Origin of the sequence: Streptococcus sp. CF8-6 (assembly GCF_024295845.1) — a bacterium.
Classification (GTDB): domain Bacteria; phylum Bacillota; class Bacilli; order Lactobacillales; family Streptococcaceae; genus Streptococcus; species Streptococcus oralis_BO.
This window is the reverse complement of the sequence record NZ_JANCOF010000001.1, coordinates 22,804-44,095: the sequence shown is the minus strand read 5'-3', so window position 1 is coordinate 44,095 and position 21,292 is coordinate 22,804. Positions and strand designations below refer to the sequence as shown.

General features: G+C 39.9%; 25 protein-coding genes. 4 read left to right on the top strand and 21 right to left on the bottom strand.

Going from position 1 to position 21,292, the window contains the following annotated elements; all coding sequences use genetic code 11:
* The 16 genes from NML69_RS00220 to NML69_RS00145 all read right to left on the bottom strand — a co-directional run bounded on the left by NML69_RS00220 (position 1) and on the right by NML69_RS00145 (position 12,093).
* A complete protein-coding gene (locus tag NML69_RS00220; protein ID WP_254724956.1) occupies positions 1–663 on the bottom strand; it encodes a thiamine diphosphokinase in 663 nt (220 codons plus the stop codon).
* Positions 626–1,282 carry a ribulose-phosphate 3-epimerase gene (gene rpe, locus NML69_RS00215; RefSeq protein WP_254724955.1) on the bottom strand — a complete coding sequence of 219 codons (657 nt, stop codon included), beginning with the start codon at positions 1,280–1,282 and terminating at the stop codon, positions 626–628. The genes NML69_RS00220 and rpe overlap by 38 nt, the downstream gene beginning before the upstream one ends.
* 10 nt (positions 1,283–1,292) lie before the next feature.
* Entirely contained in the window at positions 1,293–2,171 is an 879-nt protein-coding gene (gene rsgA, locus NML69_RS00210) for a ribosome small subunit-dependent GTPase A (protein WP_254725318.1), read from the bottom strand.
* Between the two features lies 1 nt (position 2,172).
* Positions 2,173–3,045, bottom strand: coding sequence for a 16S rRNA (adenine(1518)-N(6)/adenine(1519)-N(6))-dimethyltransferase RsmA (rsmA, locus tag NML69_RS00205; protein ID WP_254724954.1), 873 nt, complete (start codon positions 3,043–3,045; stop codon positions 2,173–2,175).
* Positions 3,042–3,293 carry a hypothetical protein gene (locus NML69_RS00200; RefSeq protein WP_254725317.1) on the bottom strand — a complete coding sequence of 84 codons (252 nt, stop codon included), beginning with the start codon at positions 3,291–3,293 and terminating at the stop codon, positions 3,042–3,044. The genes rsmA and NML69_RS00200 overlap by 4 nt, the downstream gene beginning before the upstream one ends.
* 277 nt (positions 3,294–3,570) lie before the next feature.
* Positions 3,571–4,425, bottom strand: coding sequence for an SDR family NAD(P)-dependent oxidoreductase (locus NML69_RS00195; protein ID WP_254724953.1), 855 nt, complete (start codon positions 4,423–4,425; stop codon positions 3,571–3,573).
* Positions 4,426–4,436: 11 nt separating this feature from the next.
* A complete protein-coding gene (gene rnmV, locus NML69_RS00190) occupies positions 4,437–5,000 on the bottom strand; it encodes a ribonuclease M5 (protein WP_254724952.1) in 564 nt (187 codons plus the stop codon).
* Positions 5,000–5,770 carry a TatD family hydrolase gene (locus NML69_RS00185; protein WP_254725316.1) on the bottom strand — a complete coding sequence of 257 codons (771 nt, stop codon included), beginning with the start codon at positions 5,768–5,770 and terminating at the stop codon, positions 5,000–5,002. Before NML69_RS00185 ends, rnmV begins: the two co-directional genes overlap by 1 nt.
* 139 nt (positions 5,771–5,909) lie before the next feature.
* Complete coding sequence (locus NML69_RS00180; protein ID WP_254724951.1) at positions 5,910–7,049, bottom strand: site-specific integrase; 1,140 nt, start codon at positions 7,047–7,049, stop codon at positions 5,910–5,912.
* A 62-nt stretch (positions 7,050–7,111) separates the two neighbouring features.
* Positions 7,112–7,321 carry a hypothetical protein gene (locus NML69_RS00175; RefSeq protein WP_045614723.1) on the bottom strand — a complete coding sequence of 70 codons (210 nt, stop codon included), beginning with the start codon at positions 7,319–7,321 and terminating at the stop codon, positions 7,112–7,114.
* A 52-nt stretch (positions 7,322–7,373) separates the two neighbouring features.
* Complete coding sequence (locus NML69_RS00170) at positions 7,374–8,225, bottom strand: replicative protein (RefSeq protein WP_254724950.1); 852 nt, start codon at positions 8,223–8,225, stop codon at positions 7,374–7,376.
* 217 nt (positions 8,226–8,442) lie between these two features.
* Positions 8,443–9,009 (bottom strand): hypothetical protein, encoded by a 567-nt coding sequence (locus tag NML69_RS00165; RefSeq protein WP_254724949.1) that lies wholly within the window; start codon positions 9,007–9,009, stop codon positions 8,443–8,445.
* A gap of 11 nt (positions 9,010–9,020) precedes the next feature.
* Positions 9,021–9,386 carry a hypothetical protein gene (locus NML69_RS00160; RefSeq protein ID WP_254724948.1) on the bottom strand — a complete coding sequence of 122 codons (366 nt, stop codon included), beginning with the start codon at positions 9,384–9,386 and terminating at the stop codon, positions 9,021–9,023.
* A 138-nt stretch (positions 9,387–9,524) separates the two neighbouring features.
* A complete protein-coding gene (locus tag NML69_RS00155; RefSeq protein WP_254724947.1) occupies positions 9,525–9,950 on the bottom strand; it encodes a sigma-70 family RNA polymerase sigma factor in 426 nt (141 codons plus the stop codon).
* Positions 9,951–10,149: 199 nt separating this feature from the next.
* Positions 10,150–11,652: a hypothetical protein gene (locus NML69_RS00150; RefSeq protein ID WP_254724946.1), complete on the bottom strand. Its 1,503-nt coding sequence runs from the start codon at positions 11,650–11,652 to the stop codon at positions 10,150–10,152.
* Between the two features lie 3 nt (positions 11,653–11,655).
* Positions 11,656–12,093, bottom strand: a complete 438-nt coding sequence (locus NML69_RS00145; protein ID WP_254724945.1) for a hypothetical protein — start codon at positions 12,091–12,093, stop codon at positions 11,656–11,658.
* A 144-nt stretch (positions 12,094–12,237) separates the two neighbouring features.
* Here NML69_RS00145 and NML69_RS00140 point away from each other — a divergent pair, with 144 nt between their 5' ends.
* Positions 12,238–12,570, top strand: coding sequence for a helix-turn-helix domain-containing protein (locus NML69_RS00140; protein WP_045614737.1), 333 nt, complete (start codon positions 12,238–12,240; stop codon positions 12,568–12,570).
* 294 nt (positions 12,571–12,864) lie between these two features.
* The gene (locus tag NML69_RS00135) at positions 12,865–14,709 is read left to right on the top strand and encodes an APC family permease (RefSeq protein WP_000488831.1); all 1,845 of its coding nucleotides are present in this window, start codon (positions 12,865–12,867) and stop codon (positions 14,707–14,709) included.
* A gap of 181 nt (positions 14,710–14,890) precedes the next feature.
* Here NML69_RS00135 and rpmH read toward each other — a convergent pair whose 3' ends face one another.
* From rpmH to NML69_RS00120, 3 genes are all read right to left on the bottom strand, one after another.
* Complete coding sequence (gene rpmH, locus NML69_RS00130) at positions 14,891–15,025, bottom strand: 50S ribosomal protein L34 (RefSeq protein WP_000831905.1); 135 nt, start codon at positions 15,023–15,025, stop codon at positions 14,891–14,893.
* A 144-nt stretch (positions 15,026–15,169) separates the two neighbouring features.
* The gene (locus NML69_RS00125; protein WP_000666454.1) at positions 15,170–16,384 is read right to left on the bottom strand and encodes a pyridoxal phosphate-dependent aminotransferase; all 1,215 of its coding nucleotides are present in this window, start codon (positions 16,382–16,384) and stop codon (positions 15,170–15,172) included.
* Between the two features lie 144 nt (positions 16,385–16,528).
* Positions 16,529–16,828: a hypothetical protein gene (locus NML69_RS00120; RefSeq protein ID WP_254724944.1), complete on the bottom strand. Its 300-nt coding sequence runs from the start codon at positions 16,826–16,828 to the stop codon at positions 16,529–16,531.
* 166 nt (positions 16,829–16,994) lie between these two features.
* Here NML69_RS00120 and NML69_RS00115 point away from each other — a divergent pair, with 166 nt between their 5' ends.
* Positions 16,995–17,447, top strand: a complete 453-nt coding sequence (locus NML69_RS00115; RefSeq protein ID WP_000079161.1) for a universal stress protein — start codon at positions 16,995–16,997, stop codon at positions 17,445–17,447.
* 36 nt (positions 17,448–17,483) lie between these two features.
* Here the strand turns inward: NML69_RS00115 and NML69_RS00110 are convergent, their stop codons facing one another.
* A complete protein-coding gene (locus NML69_RS00110) occupies positions 17,484–18,869 on the bottom strand; it encodes a Cof-type HAD-IIB family hydrolase (protein ID WP_198460165.1) in 1,386 nt (461 codons plus the stop codon).
* Between the two features lie 65 nt (positions 18,870–18,934).
* On the opposite strand from NML69_RS00110, the gene NML69_RS00105 reads away from it, so the two are divergent.
* Positions 18,935–19,897, top strand: a complete 963-nt coding sequence (locus NML69_RS00105; RefSeq protein WP_198460166.1) for an asparaginase — start codon at positions 18,935–18,937, stop codon at positions 19,895–19,897.
* 247 nt (positions 19,898–20,144) lie between these two features.
* Here the strand turns inward: NML69_RS00105 and ccpA are convergent, their stop codons facing one another.
* Positions 20,145–21,155, bottom strand: a complete 1,011-nt coding sequence (ccpA, locus tag NML69_RS00100; RefSeq protein ID WP_001090635.1) for a catabolite control protein A — start codon at positions 21,153–21,155, stop codon at positions 20,145–20,147.
* Between the last annotated feature and the right edge of the window lie 137 nt (positions 21,156–21,292).

The window sequence follows — 21,292 nt, the reverse complement described above, 5'->3', positions numbered from 1 at the left end:
CTACCTCCTGTCCTTGCTATGCAACACGACGACATAGCCATCTGGGCAAGTCACCGAAACTTCCCTATCTATATATTCGTTAGAAGCGTATACTTTTTTAAAGAAAAAATTTTCCTCTGTCAATTCGTACTTGGCACCAAGAATGGTCAGCTGGCTATCCCGAACTGGCATAAAGGCTAGATAATCGTAGTCTGAACGGGGCTCTAGCTGACTGGTTCCTTCTGGACAATAGGCAATCAAGTTTTGCCCATCCTCAATCGCTATCTGGCGTATATAGGGTGCCAACTTGGGATTGCTAGGCAGAAAGACATTAGCCAGCATATGGTCAATACGACCACCCAAAGCACCGAAAATAGTCACTTGGGCCTGAGGACTTTGTTCAAAGATGGTTAAGAGAGCCAATTCCAGGTCCGTATCATCCTTTTCTGGCTGGGCTTGAACAAAATGTTGGGCACGTTCTTGAATTAACTGACGTTCGTCTGTGGTTACCGAATCAAAATCGCCAACTGCTAGAGCCAGAGGAAGGTTTTCTTCCAAGACCCATAGCGAACCGCGGTCCACACCGACAAAGCAATCAAAATCCGTCCGATAATGCCCACGATCTCCGCCTGCAAAAACGGCAACCCTAGTCCAGTTGTTTTCTGAGAGTTTGCACTCGTTCATTGACATCTCCCTTAAAGACATAGGATCCCGCTACAAAAACGGTTGCACCAGCTTCTTTGGCTTGAGCAATGGTTTGGTCATCAATACCACCATCGACTTCGATTTCAAAGTTCAAGCCTTTTTCCTCACGAAGGGCAACCAACTCACGAACCTTATCCATAGTTTCAGGCAGAAAAGCTTGTCCCCCAAATCCAGGGTTAACTGTCATGACCAAGACTTGGTCAACTAGGTGAAGAACGTGCTTGATTGCCTCCACAGGTGTTCCAGGGTTAATGACAACAGAAGCCTTCACTCCCAAAGAACGAATCTTTTGGAGGGCACCATGGATATGAGGTGTTGCTTCCACATGGATACTGATGATGTCTGCACCTGCGCGCGCAAAGTCTTCTAAGTGGTGTTCAGGATTGGATACCATCAAGTGGCAGTCAAAGACCATCTTGCTATGAGGACGAAGAGCTTCTACCACACCTGCACCAAAACTGATTTGTGGTACAAAGTGCCCATCCATGATATCGATATGGGCATACTCTGCCCCAGTTGCTTCTAGGCGCTTGATTTCACGTTCAAAGTTGGCATAATCTGCTGCCAGAATTGACGGAGCAATCTTGTATTGAGACATAGGTTTCTCCTTATTTTGGAATTTTTTTGCTGACTTTTTTATAGGTTTCTCTGCGATTTTCAATCTCACTAAGGAATTGCAGGTAGTTGTCAAAACGGAAGGTTGCAATGATACCCTCTTCTACTGCTGGCTTGACCGCACAAGAAGGCTCATGAGTATGGGTACAGCTACGGAACTTACAATCTCGACTGACACTGGCAATCTCTGGAAAGGCCTGATTGAGGTCTTCAGCCGTTGACACTTCATAATCCAGTGATGAAAAGCCTGGCGTGTCTGCGATTTTACCTCCATTGAGGTTGTAAAAACTAACAGCTCGAGTGGTATGGCGACCACGACCTAGACTATCTGAGATTTCTCCTGTTTCAAGATTAAGGTCCGGTGCGATTTTATTGAGAAGGGTTGACTTCCCAACACCTGTCTGCCCCATAAAGACCGTAACCTTGCCTGTTAACAAGGGCAAAAGTTCCTCCTTACTGGTCACAAAGTCGTAACCAATGGCGCCGTAAGTCTGCTGGTAAAAATCCAGTTCTCCTCTATTTTCCAGCAAGTCCATCTTAGAAATATAGACAATGGGATGGATGCCCTTGTGCTCCAAAAGAACCAAGAACCGATCCAGCAAGTTGCTGTTGAAGTCCGGTTCCTTGACGGACATGATTACCACAGCTTGATCGATATTGACAATAGGCGGACGAACCAGACTGTTTTTCCGTTCGTGTATCTTGAGGATATAGCCCTCTGAATTTTCCTCGGCAGAAAAATCCACCCAGTCCCCGACGTAGGGTGTATGGCCTTTTTTACGGAAATTCCCACGCGCACGTGTCTGATAAACCCGACCATCACTCTCCACATAGTAGAATCCCGCCAAGGCTTTAATGATTTGTCCCTGCATCTTAGAGTCCTTGTCCTTTAAGCGCATCTGCTAGGCTGGCAAATTCTGCCAAGCTGAGAGCTTCCCCACGCACACTTGGTGACAAGCCTGCCTGCTCCAAAGCCTTGGTCAGCTTATCCTTGACTTCATCAGTCTTGCCAAAGTAACCTGTTAAGTTGTTCCACAAGGTCTTGCGACGATGAGTGAAACTAGCCTTGGAAACTTTAAAGAAAAATTGTTCATCTTTCACTGCTACGGCAGGCTCTGGAAGGCGCACCATTTTCAAGATGGCTGAGTCCACATTTGGCGCTGGCACAAAGACTGTACGAGGCACGATGAAGGCAACCTTGGCTGTCATATAATACTGCACAGCAATCGACAAACTACCGTAAGCCTTGGTATTTGGCTGTGCTGAGATACGGTCCGCCACTTCTTTTTGCATCATAACGACAAACTCACTAAAAGGAATGCCACTCTCGATTAAATGCATGAGAATAGGCGTTGTGATATAGTAAGGTAAGTTGGCTACCACCTTGATTGGCAGGTCTGGATTTTTGAAATTCTGGATATGCTGCGCCAAGTCAACTTTGAGAATGTCCTCGTTGACTACGGTCACATTATCAAAATCACGCAGGGTATCCGCTAAAATCGGTACCAAACGGTGGTCAATCTCAAAAGCCATGACCTCTGCCGCACGCTCAGCCAAAAATTCTGTCAAGGCACCAATTCCTGGACCGATTTCAATGACATTAACCTGATCATCAATCTCAGCTGTATCCACGATTTTTTGAAGAATATTGGTATCCGTTAGGAAATTTTGCCCAAAGGACTTTTTAAAGGTAAAACCGTGACGCTCCAGCACCGCCTTAGTCACGCTATAATCTGCAATTCTCATTTATTCTCTTTTCTAATATAATATGCTTCCGGAGTATAATGATAGAGCAAAACAAATAAGGGAGTCTCAGTAATTCCTTCCAGCATCTCTTTTAAGACCGCATTTGGATGGATAATCTCTCGTGTTTTGGTGAAATAAACACCTTGTTCCCCATTTCGATTACGGAGTTCCCAAGCGACATTGTTTCCTTGAACAGACGGCAAATAACGTTCCTTTTCTAGAAAGTCAAAAAATTCTTTCACCGTCATTTCTTCAGGAATCTCAAATTCTGTCTCATGAGACAATGCATCGTCTCACATACACACAGAATCTCTATCAACTCGAATTTTCATTTCGCACTGTCCTTATAAGCTTCTATTTTAACGCTATCAAAATAAATCTAAGTACCTCTATTGTAACACATTCCTTTTGTATTTTTGGGTTATCTGGCTATTGTTATCACTTTTCAGGACTCTCCAAACAGATTTCGATATCTAAATTTCTTTCCACTATTGAAATAAGCATAAAATTTATTTTTCTAATTCTTTATAGATTGTCTCTTGAAAAGGTCAGTTGTTCAAGTAAGGAATAGAGTTTTGCTTGCTCTTCTTCTTCGTAAGCAGATCTATTTGCTTTTACTTCCCTGCATTTCTCGTCATACAAAAAACCGTCATATCCATCTTCTGTAGATAAGGCTGTGTAGACTTTGGCCATTTCTTCAGGACTAATTGAAAATCTTGACTTGATTTTATAAAGATTTTTCATAAAAGCGCTGAGGTGATCATAGCGGCGCATATCTACTTTGACATTGGTCACACGGATTGCCTGAACCTTGATACCTTTCCAATGTTTCCGCATATAAAGCGACAACATCAACAAGGCTAGTTTATTCTGATAATAGGTCTTGGCAGGACTATAATGTTTTTGACCAGCTAAATTTTCAAAATCAAGCTTCATGAAAGGATAAAGCATCAGCCCTTGAGAAGAAATATTAATAATCCGACCACTCTCTGACTTTTCCAACAAACCTTTCAACAGGATAGAAAGCAAGAAAGGGGCAACAACATTGGTCGCAAATTGCTTTTCTAATCCCTCCTTAGTCAGGATTGGCTTTTTGACCGATAAATCAAAATCCGCTGCATTGTTAATTAAAACATCCAAAGTCTCTTCTTTTTGAATATACTGTTCCGCTGCTTTCCTGACACTCTTCATATCAGATAAATCAGCCAAGATATAATCTACATGTGGATTTCCTGTCTGCTGACGAATTTCCTCACAAGCTTGCTCGGCAGCCTCTTGCCGCCTACAAAATAGGGTCACTGACCACCCTTTCTCAGCTAACTGCCTTGCAGCTTGATAACCGATGCCACTGTTACCACCGGTAATAATTACTTTTTCCATTCTTTACTCCTTTAAATTGAATATTTTGTCATAACTTCTTCCACTTCTGCCAAGGTTACTCCAAACAACTCCAACCGCTTGAGGAGTTGCTTGCCGTTGGAATAGCCGATGCGGAGCTGTTCGCCTAGATACTCTCGGCGTCTACGACTGTCTGCTCCCGCTAGGAAACCTAGGCGAATCAAGTCACCACGACTGATGTCAAACTCGTTCTCATTTTCAAATTGCTCTGTCACCTGAGCCAGCGCTGTTTTTAGGTCTTCATAGCTGGCGTGTTCGATTCCCAGAGAACGTCCCTTGGACTTAGATTTGGGAACAGCTTCATCTCGCTTGAGAAAGGCATGCTGCACAGTTGGAATGGCCGTCATAATCATGCGCCGAATCCGCTCCCCATTAAAATCTGGATCTGTAAAGACAATGACTCCATGCAATTCATGCAGGCGCTGAATGCGCTCTATATCCTGGTCATTAACGGCAGAACCTCGTGTTTCATAGGTCTCTACATCAAAGTAACGTTTGAGATTGGCCGTATCATCGCGACCTTCAACCACGATGACTTGGGAAATTTTTTCTTTCATCACTTGCTGTCCAATCCAAAGATATGCTCTGCATTTGCAGTTGTTATAACTGCTAATTCCTCGGTCGTCATCCCGCGCAAGGCGGCAATAAAGTCCACCACATAGCGTGTGTAGGCTGTTTTGTTTTCACGACCACGTTTAGGAACAGGAGCCAAGTAAGGGGCATCTGTTTCTACCAAAATCTTATCCAAAGGAAGTTCCCTAGCAGCCTCTTGGATATCTGTCGCTTTCTTAAAGGTCACCACTCCTGAGAAAGAAATAGTCATACCAAGCTCGACAAACTTCTCAGCCCACTCCAAAGAACCTGAGAAGGAATGCATAATCCCACCACGAGGACCAACGCCCTCTCTCTTGATAATCTCATAAGTATCTTCTAGCGCATCACGAGTGTGGACCACAAAAGGCAAGTTCAAATCCTTAGACAGCTGAATCTGACGACGAAAAACCTGTTCCTGCACTTCCTTAGATGCTGTCATCCAATGGTAGTCCAGACCAATCTCCCCCAAGGCAACAACCTTGGGATGCTTAAGCTTTTCAAGCAAGTAAACTTCGACCTCATCTGTGTAAGTGCCAGCTTCCGTTGGATGCCAGCCAATAGTTGCGTAGAGTTGCTCATACTCATCTGCCAATTCCAGGGCTCGTTCAATGGTCGGCTTATCAAAACCAACAATATTCATCTGTGTCACACCCATCTCAGCAGCCAAGGCGATTTCTTCTGCCTCACGTCCTGCAAATTCTTCTACATTTAAATGTGTGTGCGTATCAAAAATATCCAAACTATATTTCCTTCTCTTTCCTCAATGTTCCTTAGCTACCAAAAGAAAAGACTTCCTCTCTTCTATACTTCCCTATCTTTCCCCTAGTTTCTATTCACTTTGGTTAGTACTTGGTTAGTTCTATGGTTAGCATCTACAGATGAATTTGATTAAGTTTCTCTCTCAATTCATCTTGTATATTTTTTGTTACATGACTATAGATCCTTAAAGTGATAGATTCATCTCTATGTCCAACTCGCTCCATAATAGCCTTTATGGGTATCCCTAGTTCAGCCAATAAACTAATATGCGAATGTCTAAGCATGTGAATATTATAGGATCTGTGCCCACCCAACACTACTTCACAAATATTTTTGATAAATCTATATAACAAAGGCTGTCTCATAATGTTACCTTGCTCAGTCACAAAAATGAACTCCTCATCAAAACAGTTACTACGAAAGTACTCGATAATATCCAAGCAACGTTCACTTAGTACAATCGTCCTGACAGAACCTACTGTTTTCGTTGTCTGTAAGATTCTATCATCATATCCATGAGCAACATAATCTATTGTATGATCAATTGTTAGAAGATTCGCTTTGAAGTTTACATCTTGATAGCGAACCCCTATAAACTCTGCAAAACGAAGACCAGTTAAAAAGATAAATTCCATTGCCAAAGCATAACGCTTATCTTTATTGTGACTTTCACAATACGATAAAACCTGTCCTAGTTCCTCTCTACTAATGAAATTATCCTTTGCTTTTTGCAACTTCTCATAGTCCGCTTTCTGCTTCGGAATTACCACCCCTTTAACTGGTGAGTCAGAAATATATCCGACCTTTACAGCATAATCAAAGATACCATTCAAGTATATTTTTCGATTTTTTCTTGTTGAATTTTGAACATTCAAATTCATTAGATATGTTTGAACTAGCTGAGTGGTGTAATCTGATATTCTCAAATTTCCTACTGCTCCCATGAAAAGCTCTAAACTTTTCATCTCACTTCTATAACTAGAAGATTTTATCTCACTGGAACGAATCGTTTTCCATTCTTCCAATAGTTGACTAAAAATCATTTCTTCTAGTTGTTTCTTTTCAACTTCCTCTTTTGTAGGGGCGGTTAGAAGTTTTTCGATTTTTAGCGCTAAAAGACGTTTTGCATCTGCTTGAGAAACTCTAGATTTTGATTTTAGAGTCACAGAGACTTGCTTCCACTTTCCCTCTCGTTCATGATAGAATTTCTCATAATAACGGTATTTACCATTATCCAATTTTTTAAAAAACATTTCTTCTCCTTGTACTTTTAAAGCAAAGGAAAGCTATGTAGCATAGCTTAATTATAACATAACTACATAGCTTCCTCATATTTCTTTTGTTTATAAAGCAGAAATTCCTTATAACCTTCAACATTTATATATACTCTCTTATGAGAAGGCTTCAAAATGTATCCTTGGAATTTTTCATTTCTTCGCATTTCTGTTAGATCATTGTTTAAGGTTTTTAACGGAACATCAAATAATTCCGTAATCCCTTTCTTGCTTTTATATATATTTTCCATAAATTTCTCCTATTTTTGATATAATAGGGATGGTAAAAGACATTCTCTTTTATTACCTACTTAGCTTGTCAGTTGCTCCGCCAAAAGTGTCTGACAAGCTTTTTATGTTATCGTAAAACTCGGTAGTATATTCTTTCACACCATAATGAGTTTCATGTTTTGTGGTACGTGAAAAAGTCGGTGGACTGTTAATTTTATAAGTTTTCATAAGTTCAGCCTTTGTTGTTGTAATTTCCAAAGGCTTTTCAATTCCTCTGCTTGTACGATAAATACGAATTCCTTTTGGATACATGTATAAACGAGCTCCTTTTACAATGGATTTATTTTGTGAACCCTCATCACCTATCTGCAAATTAGATAAATAAGCAATCAAATAATTCCCAACCTTATCAGCTCTCTTTAACCTCTTGGTCTTTGTAAAACCTTTCCCCCACATCTTGGCAAGGTCATTGTTAGGAATTGTTAGTTCGGAATCGTTCTTTAATAACACATGCAAATGCCACCTTCCACTAGCTTGTGGTTCAATGACCGTAATATAATCAACATTCCCAAACTGATTACGAATGCGTCGAATGAACGCTTTGAAATCCATGTAAACTATAGCCGGATCGGTAACATGGTTTCGATAAGTCAACGTTATCCATAACTGGTTGATACCTCCCGTAAAATTATGAGCTACTAGACGGCGTAGTTTTTTCATAGTCTGTTTAGTAGACTTCAAATTATCGAGTCGTGTACTACCGGAAGTATCCATAGCGTGAATTTCTCCAGTCTCAAGATTTACATAACGCTTGCCCTCTATCACTTTGATAATTTGTTCTTGTTGACCGTTGGCGGTAGTCATTTCAACGGTATCACCATAAACATAGGCTTTTACCAATTTATTGGGAAAAATTTGATTCATAATGTCTCCTTTCGTTGTGCTAATGTTTGACGCTTATCAAGTTAATGGGTCAAGCTAACGATGTTTAAATTTATTCCATGGTTTATTGACAGTAGGAACCCTAAGATTATAAAACTGATTGTGTTGGCACGGTGAACAAAGTTCCACCGTACCACCACAACCAGTCTAATTCATCTTAGCCTACTGTCAACAACTTTCACGGCATAAAATTAACCATCTAAGACCACGGATGCTTCAGTTTGAACAAAGCCCCCTTTATCGTTCGTTTATCTAAGTCACTACATATGATGAATGCTAGATAGCGCAACCCACCCTTTACATACAGATCAGCAAGACCATGAAAAGCATATTTCTGCAAATAAAAGATCCAAGTATCTTTTATTCTTAATAGAGCGTCTGGATCTATCTTTCCAAAAATTTGAAACCGAAAAACTACACACCTAGCTCCAAATTCTTGAATCCCATGGTTATCCATTGTACATATAGGAACTCTTTCATCTGCTACGTGCACTCTCTGGACTGACTTGCTCCCATCGGCTTGAACAACTTCCTGAGCTTCGTAAATTGGAACTAGTGTATATGCAAACTGATTTTCCTGAATATTTTCTTTCACTAATTCTACCAATACATTTTGCGTAGAAGCTAGAAATCTATTCCAGTTTTTTTGATTTTCTTCTATCTGGACTTTCCTCTGGTACTCCTGAAGTCTTCTGCCACAAAGATGACAAACTTCCTTAATACCTTCAAAAATCTTCATAGGTATTTCTTCGATAATCGACGGCATATTGACCTCCTTTAAAGTTCGACAACTTCATTGACTTTTGCAGTCAAACTAAGCTGGTTACGGTATTCTCCGTAAACAACTGCCTTCTCAATATCTACAATTTCTACAGTTGTGAGCATTGGTTGATACGAGTCATAATCCTTCATCGATGCTAGCGGAACTTTTACAGTGAGTTGCTCTCCAATATTATTTTTTTCGTTTGGATAGTCACTGTCATCAGCAAAGATAAGTACGCCCACTTTTACACCTTTTTCAATTTCTGAACCAGTTTCACTTTTTTCTATCCACCTTGTGGCAGAAATAAAGCGCAACTCTTTTTGAGCAAAGAATAACGAAGCGTTGAACTCTGTAAAATGAGATAAGTTCTTAAGTGCCATAAGTCAAAACCTTCTTTCTATATGTAAAAGTAAATCGTCTACCTTTACCGAATTAATTACTGTGACGATTACAGATAGCAACATTTTAAAATCACCTCCTTATATAAAAGGAGAAATTTCTAAAAACTTCGGAGGAGATTATAAATTTTGTAATTCTTTTCGTAGAATCTCTTTAATACGCTCATAGTGTCTTTTGACAGTTTTGTCACTAAGTCCAACTTCCTTTGCAAGATGCGAGAATGATTTATTCTCAAAAACAACTCCAAACAGAATTTCTCTGTCTCTGTCGCTCAACAAACTCTCAATAGCATCGTTTATAATAGCAATTTCTTCTTTTTTAATTAAGAGAGACAACGGGTCATTATAATCTGCTATCGTATCTAATAAAGAACCTGTGTCACCTGATCTACTATCTAAACTACAAATACCATAAGATCGATCTTTTCTACATGAATTCTCATAGGGCTGGTTTAATAAGTTATCTACCTTTTTCCAATCGTCAGTAAGTAAAGCTCTTTGAATTGCTTCTTCTCTACGTTGTTCTACTTTTGTTAAAACTACCATAGGTTGGTACCTCCTGCTCGGGTTTACCAACCATACAGAGTTTGTCTTCTCACGTTATCGCCAGTGGAAAAAACTTAGTAGTCATTTTAGATATAAACAGTCAGATGTATAAAAAAATAGCAGTTATACAAAATCGTATAACTGCTATGCATTTACTATATATAATTTCAAATATATTTTCCGTTTTTTATTCACTCAATCATTCATCTAAACGATAAAGAATTTTTTTGTCTGACTGGTTTTCAATAGATCCAAAAATAATACGATCTTTATTACTGTCACCATTTTCTTCGCCTTTAATAGCAACACCCGCAGGAATAAAATTAATGTAGTTTGATGGAGTAACTGTTTCCCAATTAAACTCTTTCCCAAATATTCCAATCCCACTATTATCAGCATTCTTTTTCACATCATGTATTATTCGTTCTGCTGATCTAGAACCTATCCAAGTCAGCACTCCTTTTTCATCAATTTTTATCCTATTCCCGATACCTTGATTTTCAGGAACTCCCCAAGTTCCAACTACAGTAGAAAAATCTCCTTTTACCAATCCATCAATATTCATAATGTTTTCATTTTTAACATCAGCAAACTGTTTCATCTCATTTTCTCTAAAAAATACTATTGACGGACTCTCAAAATATTCATCAAAATGATCTGTCAGCGTTAAAATATCTCTGTCTATAACAGATAAACGTGGTACTCCATCTGGTAATTCGAAGATATCATAAAGAAAAGTATTTTTTGTCGCTCCAACAGTCTCTCCAGATTTTATAATCTGTATGTTGTTTCCATCAACTCCATCTACCTCTCTGCCAATATCTCCATTAGCGTAAATCGGTATTACCCATTGTTCAGTCTTTTTCCCGAAATCACCAGCTATAATACCATCATGTACGGAAGAAAATTCAATGACTCCACGTCTTGTACTTCCATTAAAAACCGATTCACCTCTACCTTCCGAATATACTTTAAATGAATGCCCATCAGGATTTCTCCAATTACCAGCAATTGAAGAGAAATTACGATTTTTGATTTCATCAATATTAAGATTTGATTTAATTGGTGTAGGTTGTTCATTCATTTCATTTTTTCTATGAAAAACAGTATAATTAATTGCATTTGGTCTTCCATAACCTTTTTCCTTAGGTTTTTCATTTTCCTGAAAAACCAGAGTGTCTTTTGTTATTTTTTTCGGTATATCATATTTGATAACATTCTCATTCTCTCTTGAAAAGTCAAATCCTACTTCATCTCGGTTGAACTCTGATTTTCCTTGGAAAAAATATAAATTTCTATCAGATTTACTATATTCTTGCTCTCGACCCATTTGGCCACCTGCATATAGATTACGTTCTTTTCCGTCAACTATACCTTTTACGTTCATGACTAAATAGCCTTTATCAAAAGTATTGTCATTTGCAACAACTAAACTTCCCTTATTTTGTAATTCTTTATTATTATTAAATACTTTAGCATTTCCCTCCTTATCAATTGTCAAAATCATTTGATTTTCATTTTTCCCCACTTCACTGTACCACGTACCAGATAATGTTTCAAAATTCCCTGATACAATATCCGATTTACTTAATTCCTTATTTACTGATTCAATTTCTACAAATGAATCCTTTGAATCTTTAGAATAGCAACCTGATATAATTACCACTGATAGTATACTTAAAAAAATTTTGACAAGTTTCATATTCTATTCTCCTAAAAAATTATTAAATTCATCTTTTGACATATACTGAGGGCTAGGCACTTTAGGTATTCCTTCAATACCTTCAATAATCTTTGAAACAACTTCTAAGGCAATCCAATTAAAATTGGTCTGCTTTTCAATTTCTTCATTCATATTTCTCCACTCTGTTGGAACCATATACGAGGGATCTTCTGGGAGTTTAGGATAGGTTCCTTTTTCAATAATTTTAGAAAGAAAGCCGTATTCTCCATTTGGCAATGTTAGTAACACATAACCAACATTTCTCTGGTACAAGTCCGATTTTGTCGTAAATAAAACTTTTCCACCATTATTTTTTGCAAAATAATAATGAGCTTCTAAGCTACCTAACTGAGAATATTTCTTCTCACCATTTCCCATGTCCCACTCTTGTAATTTATACACAACTATTTCTTCTGTCATATTACGACTCCAATTGTATTGTTTTTTATCTATTTTAACACAAAATTGTATAGTTTGCTATCCTTCATCGTCTTTTTAGATAGTTAATTGTACTTAAAAAATCATATAAAGGATAGTAGAATAATACAAAAGAGGAAATTACGGATGGAAGCTAATCAATTACAAAAATACATAGCAGTACGTATAAGAGAATGTAGAAAAGAACAGAATCTTAGCCAAGAACAATTATCCAATCAAGCAGGGCTAGGTGTTAAAGCAATACAAAACATTGAGAATATGAAATATGATTTTAAAATACACACACTTGAAAAAGTGCTTACTGCTTTAGGACTGACCGTAGAAGACTTCTTTAATTTTCCACTCTCAAATAATTACGTCCCTATAACTACATTGATTGATAACATCTCAGATTTATCTCACACAAAAAAATTAAAAATAATTTCTTTGTTCAATGAAATTGTCAAAAATATAGATTAAAAGAGGAACTCTCAATGAATTCCTCTTTTTGTATGCTACTTTAACTTTCCTTTGGTTAGTTTTATGGTTAATTTATACCTTAATAATGTCAAGAGTCCTTAAACTGTACTCCAAACACTCTAGATATGTGTATCAAAAATCATCTCTTCTAACCTCATTTTCTTCCATCTATTATACCAAAAATAGCATCTCCCGGCTTGTAAAAATATTCTAATACCGATCATTCTCCCTTGACTGCCTTTTTTCAAAGCAGTATAATAACACTTATTGAAATTTTCAGCAAAGGAAAAGAAAATGTTTAGAAAATTAAAATATACCTTTATCGGTCGACCACTCAAGTCTCTCACAGATGGTGAAGGGGGATTACTTGGAAAAATGCAGGCACTTGCAATGTTATCCAGTGATGCCCTGTCTTCTATTGCCTATGGACCTGAACAAGTCATTCTCGTTTTAGTCAGTCTCTCTCCTCTCGCTATTTGGTGGAGCCTCCCTATCGGTATTTTTGTCCTCTTACTGCTCGCTAGTTTGACCATTTCCTATCGTCAAATCATTCACGCCTATCCTCAAGGTGGTGGGGCTTATATGGTCACTCGGGAAAATCTATCCCCTGAACTAGGCTTGATTGCAGGGGGTAGCCTCCTTGTTGACTATATGCTGACAGTAGCCGTATCCGTCGCTTCTGGAGCTGATGCTATTACTGCAGCCATCCCTGCCCTCCATCCCTATAATCTTCATATCTCTATTTTCCTAGTCTGCCTGCTCATGCTCTTAAATTTAAGAGGATTGAAAGAATCTGCCAGCTCTCTGATGATTCCCGTCTACCTCTTTATCTTCAGTACCGTCTTTCTCTTGCTTTATGGGTTCTTTCAACTATTTACAGGTTCCCTAAACTATCAGGCGACTTCAACCATTGGACAAACTGTTCCGAGCCTTTCCATCGTTCTCCTATTGAGAGCCTTTACCAGTGGCTCTGCCTCTCTGACAGGGGTTGAGGCTATTTCAAATGCGGTACCATTTTTCAAAACTCCGAAAGAAAAGAATGCTGCTCAGACCCTGACCATCATGTCGCTGATTTTAGGATTTCTTTTTGCAGGCATTACCTTCCTAAACTACTGGATGGGCATCACACCTCAAAATGGAGAAACCATCCTCTCGCAAATGGCCAAGGGCATTCTTGGTGATTCATTCTTTGGTCATGCTAGCTACTATCTCTTCCAGTTCTCAACAGCCTTGATTCTAGCCGTAGCTGCAAATACTGGCTTTTCAGCCTTCCCTATGCTGGCTTACAATATGGCTAAAAACAAGTACATGCCCCATCTCTTTATGGAAAAAGGGGATCGTCTTGGCTACTCCAACGGTATCTTAACTCTGGCTTTTGGAGCTATGATCCTTCTTCTCATTTTTAACGGCAATACTGAACGCTTGATTCCTCTTTATACTATCGGGGTCTTCGTTCCCTTTGCCCTTTCTCAGACTGGGATGATTCGCCATTGGAAAAAGGAAAAAGGAGCAAACTTCTTAAAACCTGCCTTTGCTAATATCCTTGGGGCCATCATTTGTTATGCTATCGTTCTCATTTTACTCCTCTTCAGACTGGGTGATATCTGGCCATTCTTCCCAATTATCCTAGTCTTAACCTTCCTCTTTTTGTCCATTCACAGCCATTACCAAAAAGTGGCAAAACAACTGCGACTCTACGAAGGAATTGAAAAGCGCACTTACGACGGCAACCTTGTCCTTGTCCTAGTAGGAAATGTCACTCGAGTAAGTGTCGGAGCCATTAACTACGCTCAAAGTATCGGTGACGAAGTGTTAGCCATGCACATTTCTACTAAAGAAACGGCAGAAAAAGACCAAGAAATTCTTCAGGAATTTGCCGATTACTTCCCAAATATCACTCTGAAGAATATCAATACCAGCTACCGCGACATCATCACCCCTAGCGTTAAGTATGTCAAACGAATCGCCCAAGAAGCTAAGCAAAAAAACTACACCGTTACAGTTCTTGTACCACAATTTATTCCTAACAAGCCTTGGCAAAATATCCTGCACAATCAAATGAGCCTTAAACTAAAATACGCTCTCAGATGGCATGAAGACGTCGTTGTCGCTAGCTACTCTTATCACTTAAAAGAATAAACAAAAACTCAAAATCAGTAACTTATATCTGGTTTTGAGTTTTTTGTATGTGACCTTTTAAATGAGCCCTCCATGAGTTTCATCTAAAATGACCGATTTCGTGGACAATGCACTCTTTAAAATCAAAAGAAAAGCCAGTAGACTCGAGTTCCTACTGACTTCTTTGTTGAATTCGTTTGGATTATGCAGCCAAAACTTTGCGTCCTTTACGACGACGAGCTGCCAATACGCGACGACCGTTTTTAGTTGACATACGGTTACGGAATCCGTGTTTACGCGCACGACGAAGTTTACTTGGTTGATAAGTACGTTTCACGATGAATACCTCCTCATAGATTTTGTATTCGTTTAGCCGGCTATAAAGTGATCAGTTACTAAACATACTTTACTATTCTATCTGATTCTGACCTATTTGTCAATAGCTCTAAGGAAATGTTTCCTGCTTTTCCCTATGAAAGCCTTATCTACGATACTGACTCAAGAAACGTGTCATCTTTTCTTGAATTTGCGCCAATTCGTCCACACGAGGAAGGTAAACGATACGGAAATGGTCTGGTTCCTTCCAGTTAAAACCACGACCATGAACCAAGAGAACCTTTTCCTGCTTCAAGAAATCAAGAACGAACTGTTCATCATCATCAATGCGGTACATATTGCGGTCGATTTTAGGGAAGATATAAAGACCCGCCTTCGGCTTGACCGCAGACAAACCTGGGATATCTTGAATGGCATTGTAAATGAAGTTTCTTTGCTCATAGATTCGTCCACCAGGAAGGAGCAATTCATCCACTGACTGGTGCCCACCTAGTGAAGTTTGTACGACTTGCTGGGCCAAAACGTTAGAGCAAAGACGCATATTGGACAGCATATTGAGACCTTCGATATAGCCCTTGACATGGTGCTTAGGACCAGACAAGACCATCCATCCTACACGGAAACCAGCGATACGGTGAGATTTTGACAAACCATTCATGCTGACACAGAAAACATCTGGTGCCAAGCTCGCCACAGGCGTATGCACATGCCCATCCATCACCATGCGGTCATAAATCTCATCTGCAAAGATGATCAAATCGTTCTGACGAGCAATCTCAATAATCTCCAACAAGAGTTCCTTAGGATAAAGGGCTCCAGTTGGGTTGTTCGGATTGATAAGGACGATTGCCTTGGTATTGGAAGTAATTTTTGACTTAATATCATCAATATCTGGGTACCACTCTGCAGCTTCATCACAGATATAGTGAACAGCATTTCCCCCAGCTAGGCTGACCGCTGCTGTCCAGAGAGGATAGTCCGGCATAGGTACCAAGACCTCATCGCCATTATCCAAAAGCCCTTGCATGGACATAACAATCAGCTCACTGACACCATTTCCAAGGTAGATATCATCAATGTCCACATTAGGGAATTTCTTCAGTTGGCAATACTGCATGATGGCCTTGCGGGCTGAGAAAATCCCTTTGGAGTCAGAATATCCCTCACTATCACGCGCATTCATAATCAAGTCATGAATGACCTCGTCTGGCGCTGTAAAGCCAAATTCTGCTGGATTCCCTGTATTCAGACGTAAAATCTTTTCTCCGTTTGCTCGCATCCGCATGGCTTCTTCCAAAACAGGGCCACGGATATCATAGGCAACGTGCTCTAACTTACTAGACTTGTTATATTCTTTCATCTTGTTTCCTCAATTCATCGAGATAGTAACATTATACCACTAGAAAGGGATTGCGACAAGTTTCCTGAAATGAGCAAGCAAAGAAAAAAACTCACAACGACTAGGTTCTCACCGTCTAAACAACTAGAATACAGAAGTATTTTCTCACATACCAAAAGACAAACCTAGAAAGATCAGCGCTATAAAAGAGTCATACAAAAGATTAAACATGAGAAAGAGCCCCCACGTGATCAAATAGTCCAAGCGACCACTTCTCTTTGCAATCACAAATAAAATGATGTGGTAGATTAGGTGAAAGAGAAGAAATCCAACAAAACCTGGATAGAGAACGGGCATGACTCTTTCCAGCTGCCAAAGCATCACTACTTCACCTACAAGTGACGCAAGGATCATTCCATGATAAAGAAAACTTATTTTTTTAGAAGCTTGAACAAAATCTTTCATACTTTCTCATCCCCTCGCTGTGTTTCCTACTATCCCGTTTTCTTTTATTTTAACATATCTCCACCAAATCGAATCTCCAATAATATTTATTGAAATATGATTTTTACTTTACTTCTTTAGTGAAAAGGGTTACAATAACAGTAAGAAAATTTCAGGAGGTTTCATTATGGCACAACGTTACCAAAATGTTATGGTCGCAATTGATGGTTCTAAAGAAGCGGATTTGGCTTTCGTCAAAGGTGTTTACACTGCTCTACGCAACGAATCCAAGCTCACCATTGCCCATGTTATCGACACACGCGCTCTTCAAAGCGTGTCTACCTTTGATGCTGAAGTTTACGAAGAACTCCAAGTCGATGCTGAAAGTCTGATGAAGGAGTACGAAAAGCGCGCAAGAGATGCTGGTGTGACCGATATTCACATCGTCATCGAAATGGGAAATCCAAAAACCCTCCTTGCCCGTACTATTCCAGACGCAGAAAATGTTGACCTGATTCTCGTTGGTGCAACAGGGCTCAATGCCTTTGAACGCCTCTTGGTCGGATCTTCATCTGAGTACATTCTCCGCCATGCAAAAGTTGATTTGCTAGTCGTGAGAGAAAGAGAAAAAACATTGTAGTCATTAAAAAAGGGAGCCTTGAGCTCCTTTTTGTTTCTATTTTTTTCTTTCTTTATGTCGCTCATAAGCTTTAAACTGACGTTGTAGTTCCTGTCGGATGGCAGGTTCCGGAGCATATTTTTCTTCCCAGTCATCTGGTTTTAAAATCTTGTGTGTAACTGGGTCAAAATGAGCTTTTCCATCAGGGAAAACCTTTCCCATATTTGCTTCATGGACAATATCAAAAATACGTTCTGGATCTACTCCCATCAATACAAAACTACCGTATGTGAAATACAGTGTGTCGATCAAAGCATCCACTTGACCGACCAAGTTTTGCTTAGCAGGTGTCTTTTTCGCCACTTTCTCTGCCGCCTTATCAAGTGCCTTATGCATGCTTGCAAGGGAGTTTTGGAATTCTTCCTCCGAAGAACTTGCTGCGCGAACAAACTCTACTAATTCTTCAATTTTAAAGTCTGCGCGGTGGGTTGCACCTTCAGCATCCCATGCCTGTGGCTCTTCTTGAGTTCGTTCATCCATCATGTGGTGGAAGGTTTTGACCTTATTAAAGTGGTAGTCTCGACTGACAAACACTTTTTCTGAAGCCAAAACACCAAAGTGCTCGAGCGCCTTGTGGATACCATCTTGTTGATTACTTGCCGTAATATGCTTGGCAACTTCTTTGACACTGCTACTGCCATTTCCCATAGCGACCGACATCCCAACACCCGCCAACATTTCCAAATCGTTGTCGGAATCACCAAAGGCCATGACTTGGTTGAGATCAAAGCCATATTCTTTCCCGACTCGGCGAATACCTTCTAGTTTGGAATTCCCTTGATTGATGATATCTGCTGCAAAAGGATTGCTTCGAGTTAATTTTAAATCTTCAAAATCAGCTGCTGCCTTCTCAGATTCTTCTGGCGTCATCAGCATTAAAACTTGATAAATGGGTTGATTAATCAAGTTAAGCAAGTCGTCTTCTTTTTGAGGAACTGCCTTGCTGACCATCCGATTAAAAGAGCGACTAACAGTTCTTGTCAGCACAGTCGGGATAAAACGACTAACCAGTTGGGAAAAGGAGCCGAGACCAAATGACATAATCTTCGAACCAACAACAGCATGCTCGGTTCCAAGAGCGATTTCTTTACGCTCCTTTTTAGCATAAGCAATCAGTTGACGTAGGCTTGACTTAGCGATTGGACTTGCAAAGAGTACCTTTTCTTTATTAAAAATGTATTGGCCATTGTAGGTCACCGCAAAGTCTAGGTCCAAGTCTTCCATCAATTCCTTGACAAAGAAAGGCCCTCGTCCTGTCGCTACTCCGACAAGTACCCCTTGCTCTTTAACAATCTTAATCGCGTCCTTAGTGGATTCCAAAACACTCTTGCGATCGTTGACTAACGTTCCATCGATATCAAAAAAAACAGCTTTGACTTCCATCCTATCCCATTCTCCCCTTTTGTGTTACAATGATTATACCACATTTCAGAAAGAGTGACTAAATCATGCCTAAGAAAATCCTTGTTTTACATACAGGTGGGACTATTTCCATGCAAGCAGATGCCACTGGTGCCGTTGTAACTAGCCAGGAAAATCCCATGAACCATGTTTCCAATCCGCTTGAAGGGATTGAGGTTCATGCCCTAGACTTTTTTAATCTGCCAAGCCCTCATATCAAACCCAATCATATGCTTGCACTCTATCATAAGATTAAAGAGGAAGCTGATAACTATGATGGAGTTGTCATCACACATGGTACAGATACCTTAGAAGAAACAGCCTACTTCCTTGATACCATGAAAATCCCGCCTATCCCCATCGTTCTAACAGGGGCCATGCGTAGTTCAAACGAACTTGGTAGCGATGGTGTTTATAACTATCTGAGCGCTTTGCGAGTTGCCAGTGATGATAAAGCAGCCGACAAAGGTGTGCTGGTCGTCATGAACGATGAGATCCACGCAGCCAAGTATGTTACCAAAACTCATACAACCAACGTCAGCACCTTTCAAACCCCAACACATGGACCACTTGGCCTCATCATGAAGCAAGAAATCCTCTACTTCAAAACGGCTGAACCTCGTGTCCGTTTTAATCTCGAACAAATTCAGGGTCTGGTTCCCATCATCTCAGCCTATGCCGGTATGACAGACGAGCTGATCGATATGTTAGACTTGGAACAGCTGGACGGCCTAGTCATTCAGGCCTTCGGAGCAGGTAATATCCCAAAAGAAACAGCTCAAAAGTTGGAAAATCTCCTCCAAAAAGGAATCCCAGTCGCCTTGGTCTCACGGTGCTTTAACGGTATTGCTGAACCTGTTTATGCCTACCAAGGTGGGGGGGTTCAGTTGCAAGAGTCTGGCGTTCTCTTTGTCAAAGAACTCAACGCTCAAAAAGCTCGCCTCAAATTATTAATTGCCCTTAATGCTGGACTAAAAGGACAAGCCTTAAAAGACTATATGGAAGGCTAATCCTCTTCGAAAATCTCTTCAAACCACGTCAGCGTCGCCTTACCGTATATATGTTACTGACTTCGTCAGTTTCATCTACAACCTCAAAACCATGTTTTGAGCTGACTTCGTCAGTTCTATCCACAACTTCAAAGCAGTGCTTTGAGCAACCTACGGCTAGCTTCCTAGTTTGCTCTTTGATTTTCATTGAGTATAACTCCTTCTCTAGAAAGCAAAACCAGGAAATCTCACGATTTCCTGATTTTTTCTATTTACGTTTTCGTGTAGAGCGACGTTCTGTCAAACCATGAGGCAGGAGAACTTCACGTTCTTCCAACTCTTCCTTATGCATAATCTTAGTCAACATACGCATGCTGATAGCACCTAGGTCATAAAGAGGTTGGGCAATAGTAGTCAAGTTTGGACGAGTGAATCGTGCAATCTGAGAGTCATCTGTCGTAATGATTTCAAACTCTTCTGGCACAGACACACCGTGGTCAGCCAAACCATTCAACACACCCGCCGCCAATTCATCACCTGTTACAACTGCGGCTGTAGCTTGTGATGAAATCAAGCGTTCTGCCAAGGCATAACCATCGTCATAGCTGTATTTTGATTCAAAGACCAATCCCTCGCTATAAGAATGTCCTGCTTTTTTCAAGGCTTCCTTGTAACCGATCAAACGAACCTTGCCATTGATATCATCGACGAGTGGTCCACTCACAAAAGCAATTTTCTCATTTTCTTTGAGAAGGTAACTCACAGCATCAATCGTTGCTTGTTTGTAGTCGATATTCACACTTGGAAGTTGGTGTTCGACATCCACAGTACCAGCAAGAACAACCGGTGTCCGTGAACGAGAAAACTCTGAACGAATCTTTTCAGTCAAGTGATAGCCCATAAAGATAATCCCATCGACTTGTTTTGAAAAGAGAGTGTTAACTACTGAAACTTCCTTTTCATCATCCTCATCACTATTTGCAAGGACAATGTTATACTTGTACATTTCAGCAATGTCGTCAATTCCCTTAGCAAGTGTTGAGAAATAACCATTGGTAATGTTCGGAATCACAACTCCGACTGTCGTTGTTTTCTTGCTAGCTAAACCACGGGCTACCGCATTTGGACGATAGTCCAAGCGATCAATCACTTCTAGGACTTTTTTTCGAGTGTTCTCTTTAACATTCTTGTTGCCATTAACGACACGGCTAACTGTTGCCATCGAAACTCCTGCTTCACGGGCGACGTCATAAATCGTTACTGTATCATCTGTGTTCATTCCGTTTCCTTTCTATAATGAAAATTTCGCTTTCACGCATCTACTTACTCCATTTTATCACTTATTGTAAACACTTTCAAGTATTTTTTAGAGAAACTTTGAAAAAATTTCACAGTTTATTCCCATTTTGAAAAAGC

What these genes read in the sequence shown, in the direction of transcription:
- NML69_RS00220 (WP_254724956.1), bottom strand. Translation starts at nt 663, where the DNA reads ATGAACGAGTGCAAACTCTCAGAAAACAACTGGACTAGGGTTGCCGTT.
- rpe (WP_254724955.1), bottom strand. Translation starts at nt 1,282, where the DNA reads ATGTCTCAATACAAGATTGCTCCGTCAATTCTGGCAGCAGATTATGCC.
- rsgA (WP_254725318.1), bottom strand. Translation starts at nt 2,171, where the DNA reads ATGCAGGGACAAATCATTAAAGCCTTGGCGGGATTCTACTATGTGGAG.
- rsmA (WP_254724954.1), bottom strand. Translation starts at nt 3,045, where the DNA reads ATGAGAATTGCAGATTATAGCGTGACTAAGGCGGTGCTGGAGCGTCAC.
- NML69_RS00200 (WP_254725317.1), bottom strand. Translation starts at nt 3,293, where the DNA reads ATGACGGTGAAAGAATTTTTTGACTTTCTAGAAAAGGAACGTTATTTG.
- NML69_RS00195 (WP_254724953.1), bottom strand. Translation starts at nt 4,425, where the DNA reads ATGGAAAAAGTAATTATTACCGGTGGTAACAGTGGCATCGGTTATCAA.
- rnmV (WP_254724952.1), bottom strand. Translation starts at nt 5,000, where the DNA reads ATGAAAGAAAAAATTTCCCAAGTCATCGTGGTTGAAGGTCGCGATGAT.
- NML69_RS00180 (WP_254724951.1), bottom strand. Translation starts at nt 7,049, where the DNA reads ATGTTTTTTAAAAAATTGGATAATGGTAAATACCGTTATTATGAGAAA.
- NML69_RS00175 (WP_045614723.1), bottom strand. Translation starts at nt 7,321, where the DNA reads ATGGAAAATATATATAAAAGCAAGAAAGGGATTACGGAATTATTTGAT.
- NML69_RS00170 (WP_254724950.1), bottom strand. Translation starts at nt 8,225, where the DNA reads ATGAATCAAATTTTTCCCAATAAATTGGTAAAAGCCTATGTTTATGGT.
- NML69_RS00165 (WP_254724949.1), bottom strand. Translation starts at nt 9,009, where the DNA reads ATGCCGTCGATTATCGAAGAAATACCTATGAAGATTTTTGAAGGTATT.
- NML69_RS00160 (WP_254724948.1), bottom strand. Translation starts at nt 9,386, where the DNA reads ATGGCACTTAAGAACTTATCTCATTTTACAGAGTTCAACGCTTCGTTA.
- NML69_RS00155 (WP_254724947.1), bottom strand. Translation starts at nt 9,950, where the DNA reads ATGGTAGTTTTAACAAAAGTAGAACAACGTAGAGAAGAAGCAATTCAA.
- NML69_RS00150 (WP_254724946.1), bottom strand. Translation starts at nt 11,652, where the DNA reads ATGAAACTTGTCAAAATTTTTTTAAGTATACTATCAGTGGTAATTATA.
- NML69_RS00145 (WP_254724945.1), bottom strand. Translation starts at nt 12,093, where the DNA reads ATGACAGAAGAAATAGTTGTGTATAAATTACAAGAGTGGGACATGGGA.
- NML69_RS00140 (WP_045614737.1), top strand. Translation starts at nt 12,238, where the DNA reads ATGGAAGCTAATCAATTACAAAAATACATAGCAGTACGTATAAGAGAA.
- NML69_RS00135 (WP_000488831.1), top strand. Translation starts at nt 12,865, where the DNA reads ATGTTTAGAAAATTAAAATATACCTTTATCGGTCGACCACTCAAGTCT.
- NML69_RS00125 (WP_000666454.1), bottom strand. Translation starts at nt 16,384, where the DNA reads ATGAAAGAATATAACAAGTCTAGTAAGTTAGAGCACGTTGCCTATGAT.
- NML69_RS00120 (WP_254724944.1), bottom strand. Translation starts at nt 16,828, where the DNA reads ATGAAAGATTTTGTTCAAGCTTCTAAAAAAATAAGTTTTCTTTATCAT.
- NML69_RS00115 (WP_000079161.1), top strand. Translation starts at nt 16,995, where the DNA reads ATGGCACAACGTTACCAAAATGTTATGGTCGCAATTGATGGTTCTAAA.
- NML69_RS00110 (WP_198460165.1), bottom strand. Translation starts at nt 18,869, where the DNA reads ATGGAAGTCAAAGCTGTTTTTTTTGATATCGATGGAACGTTAGTCAAC.
- NML69_RS00105 (WP_198460166.1), top strand. Translation starts at nt 18,935, where the DNA reads ATGCCTAAGAAAATCCTTGTTTTACATACAGGTGGGACTATTTCCATG.
- ccpA (WP_001090635.1), bottom strand. Translation starts at nt 21,155, where the DNA reads ATGAACACAGATGATACAGTAACGATTTATGACGTCGCCCGTGAAGCA.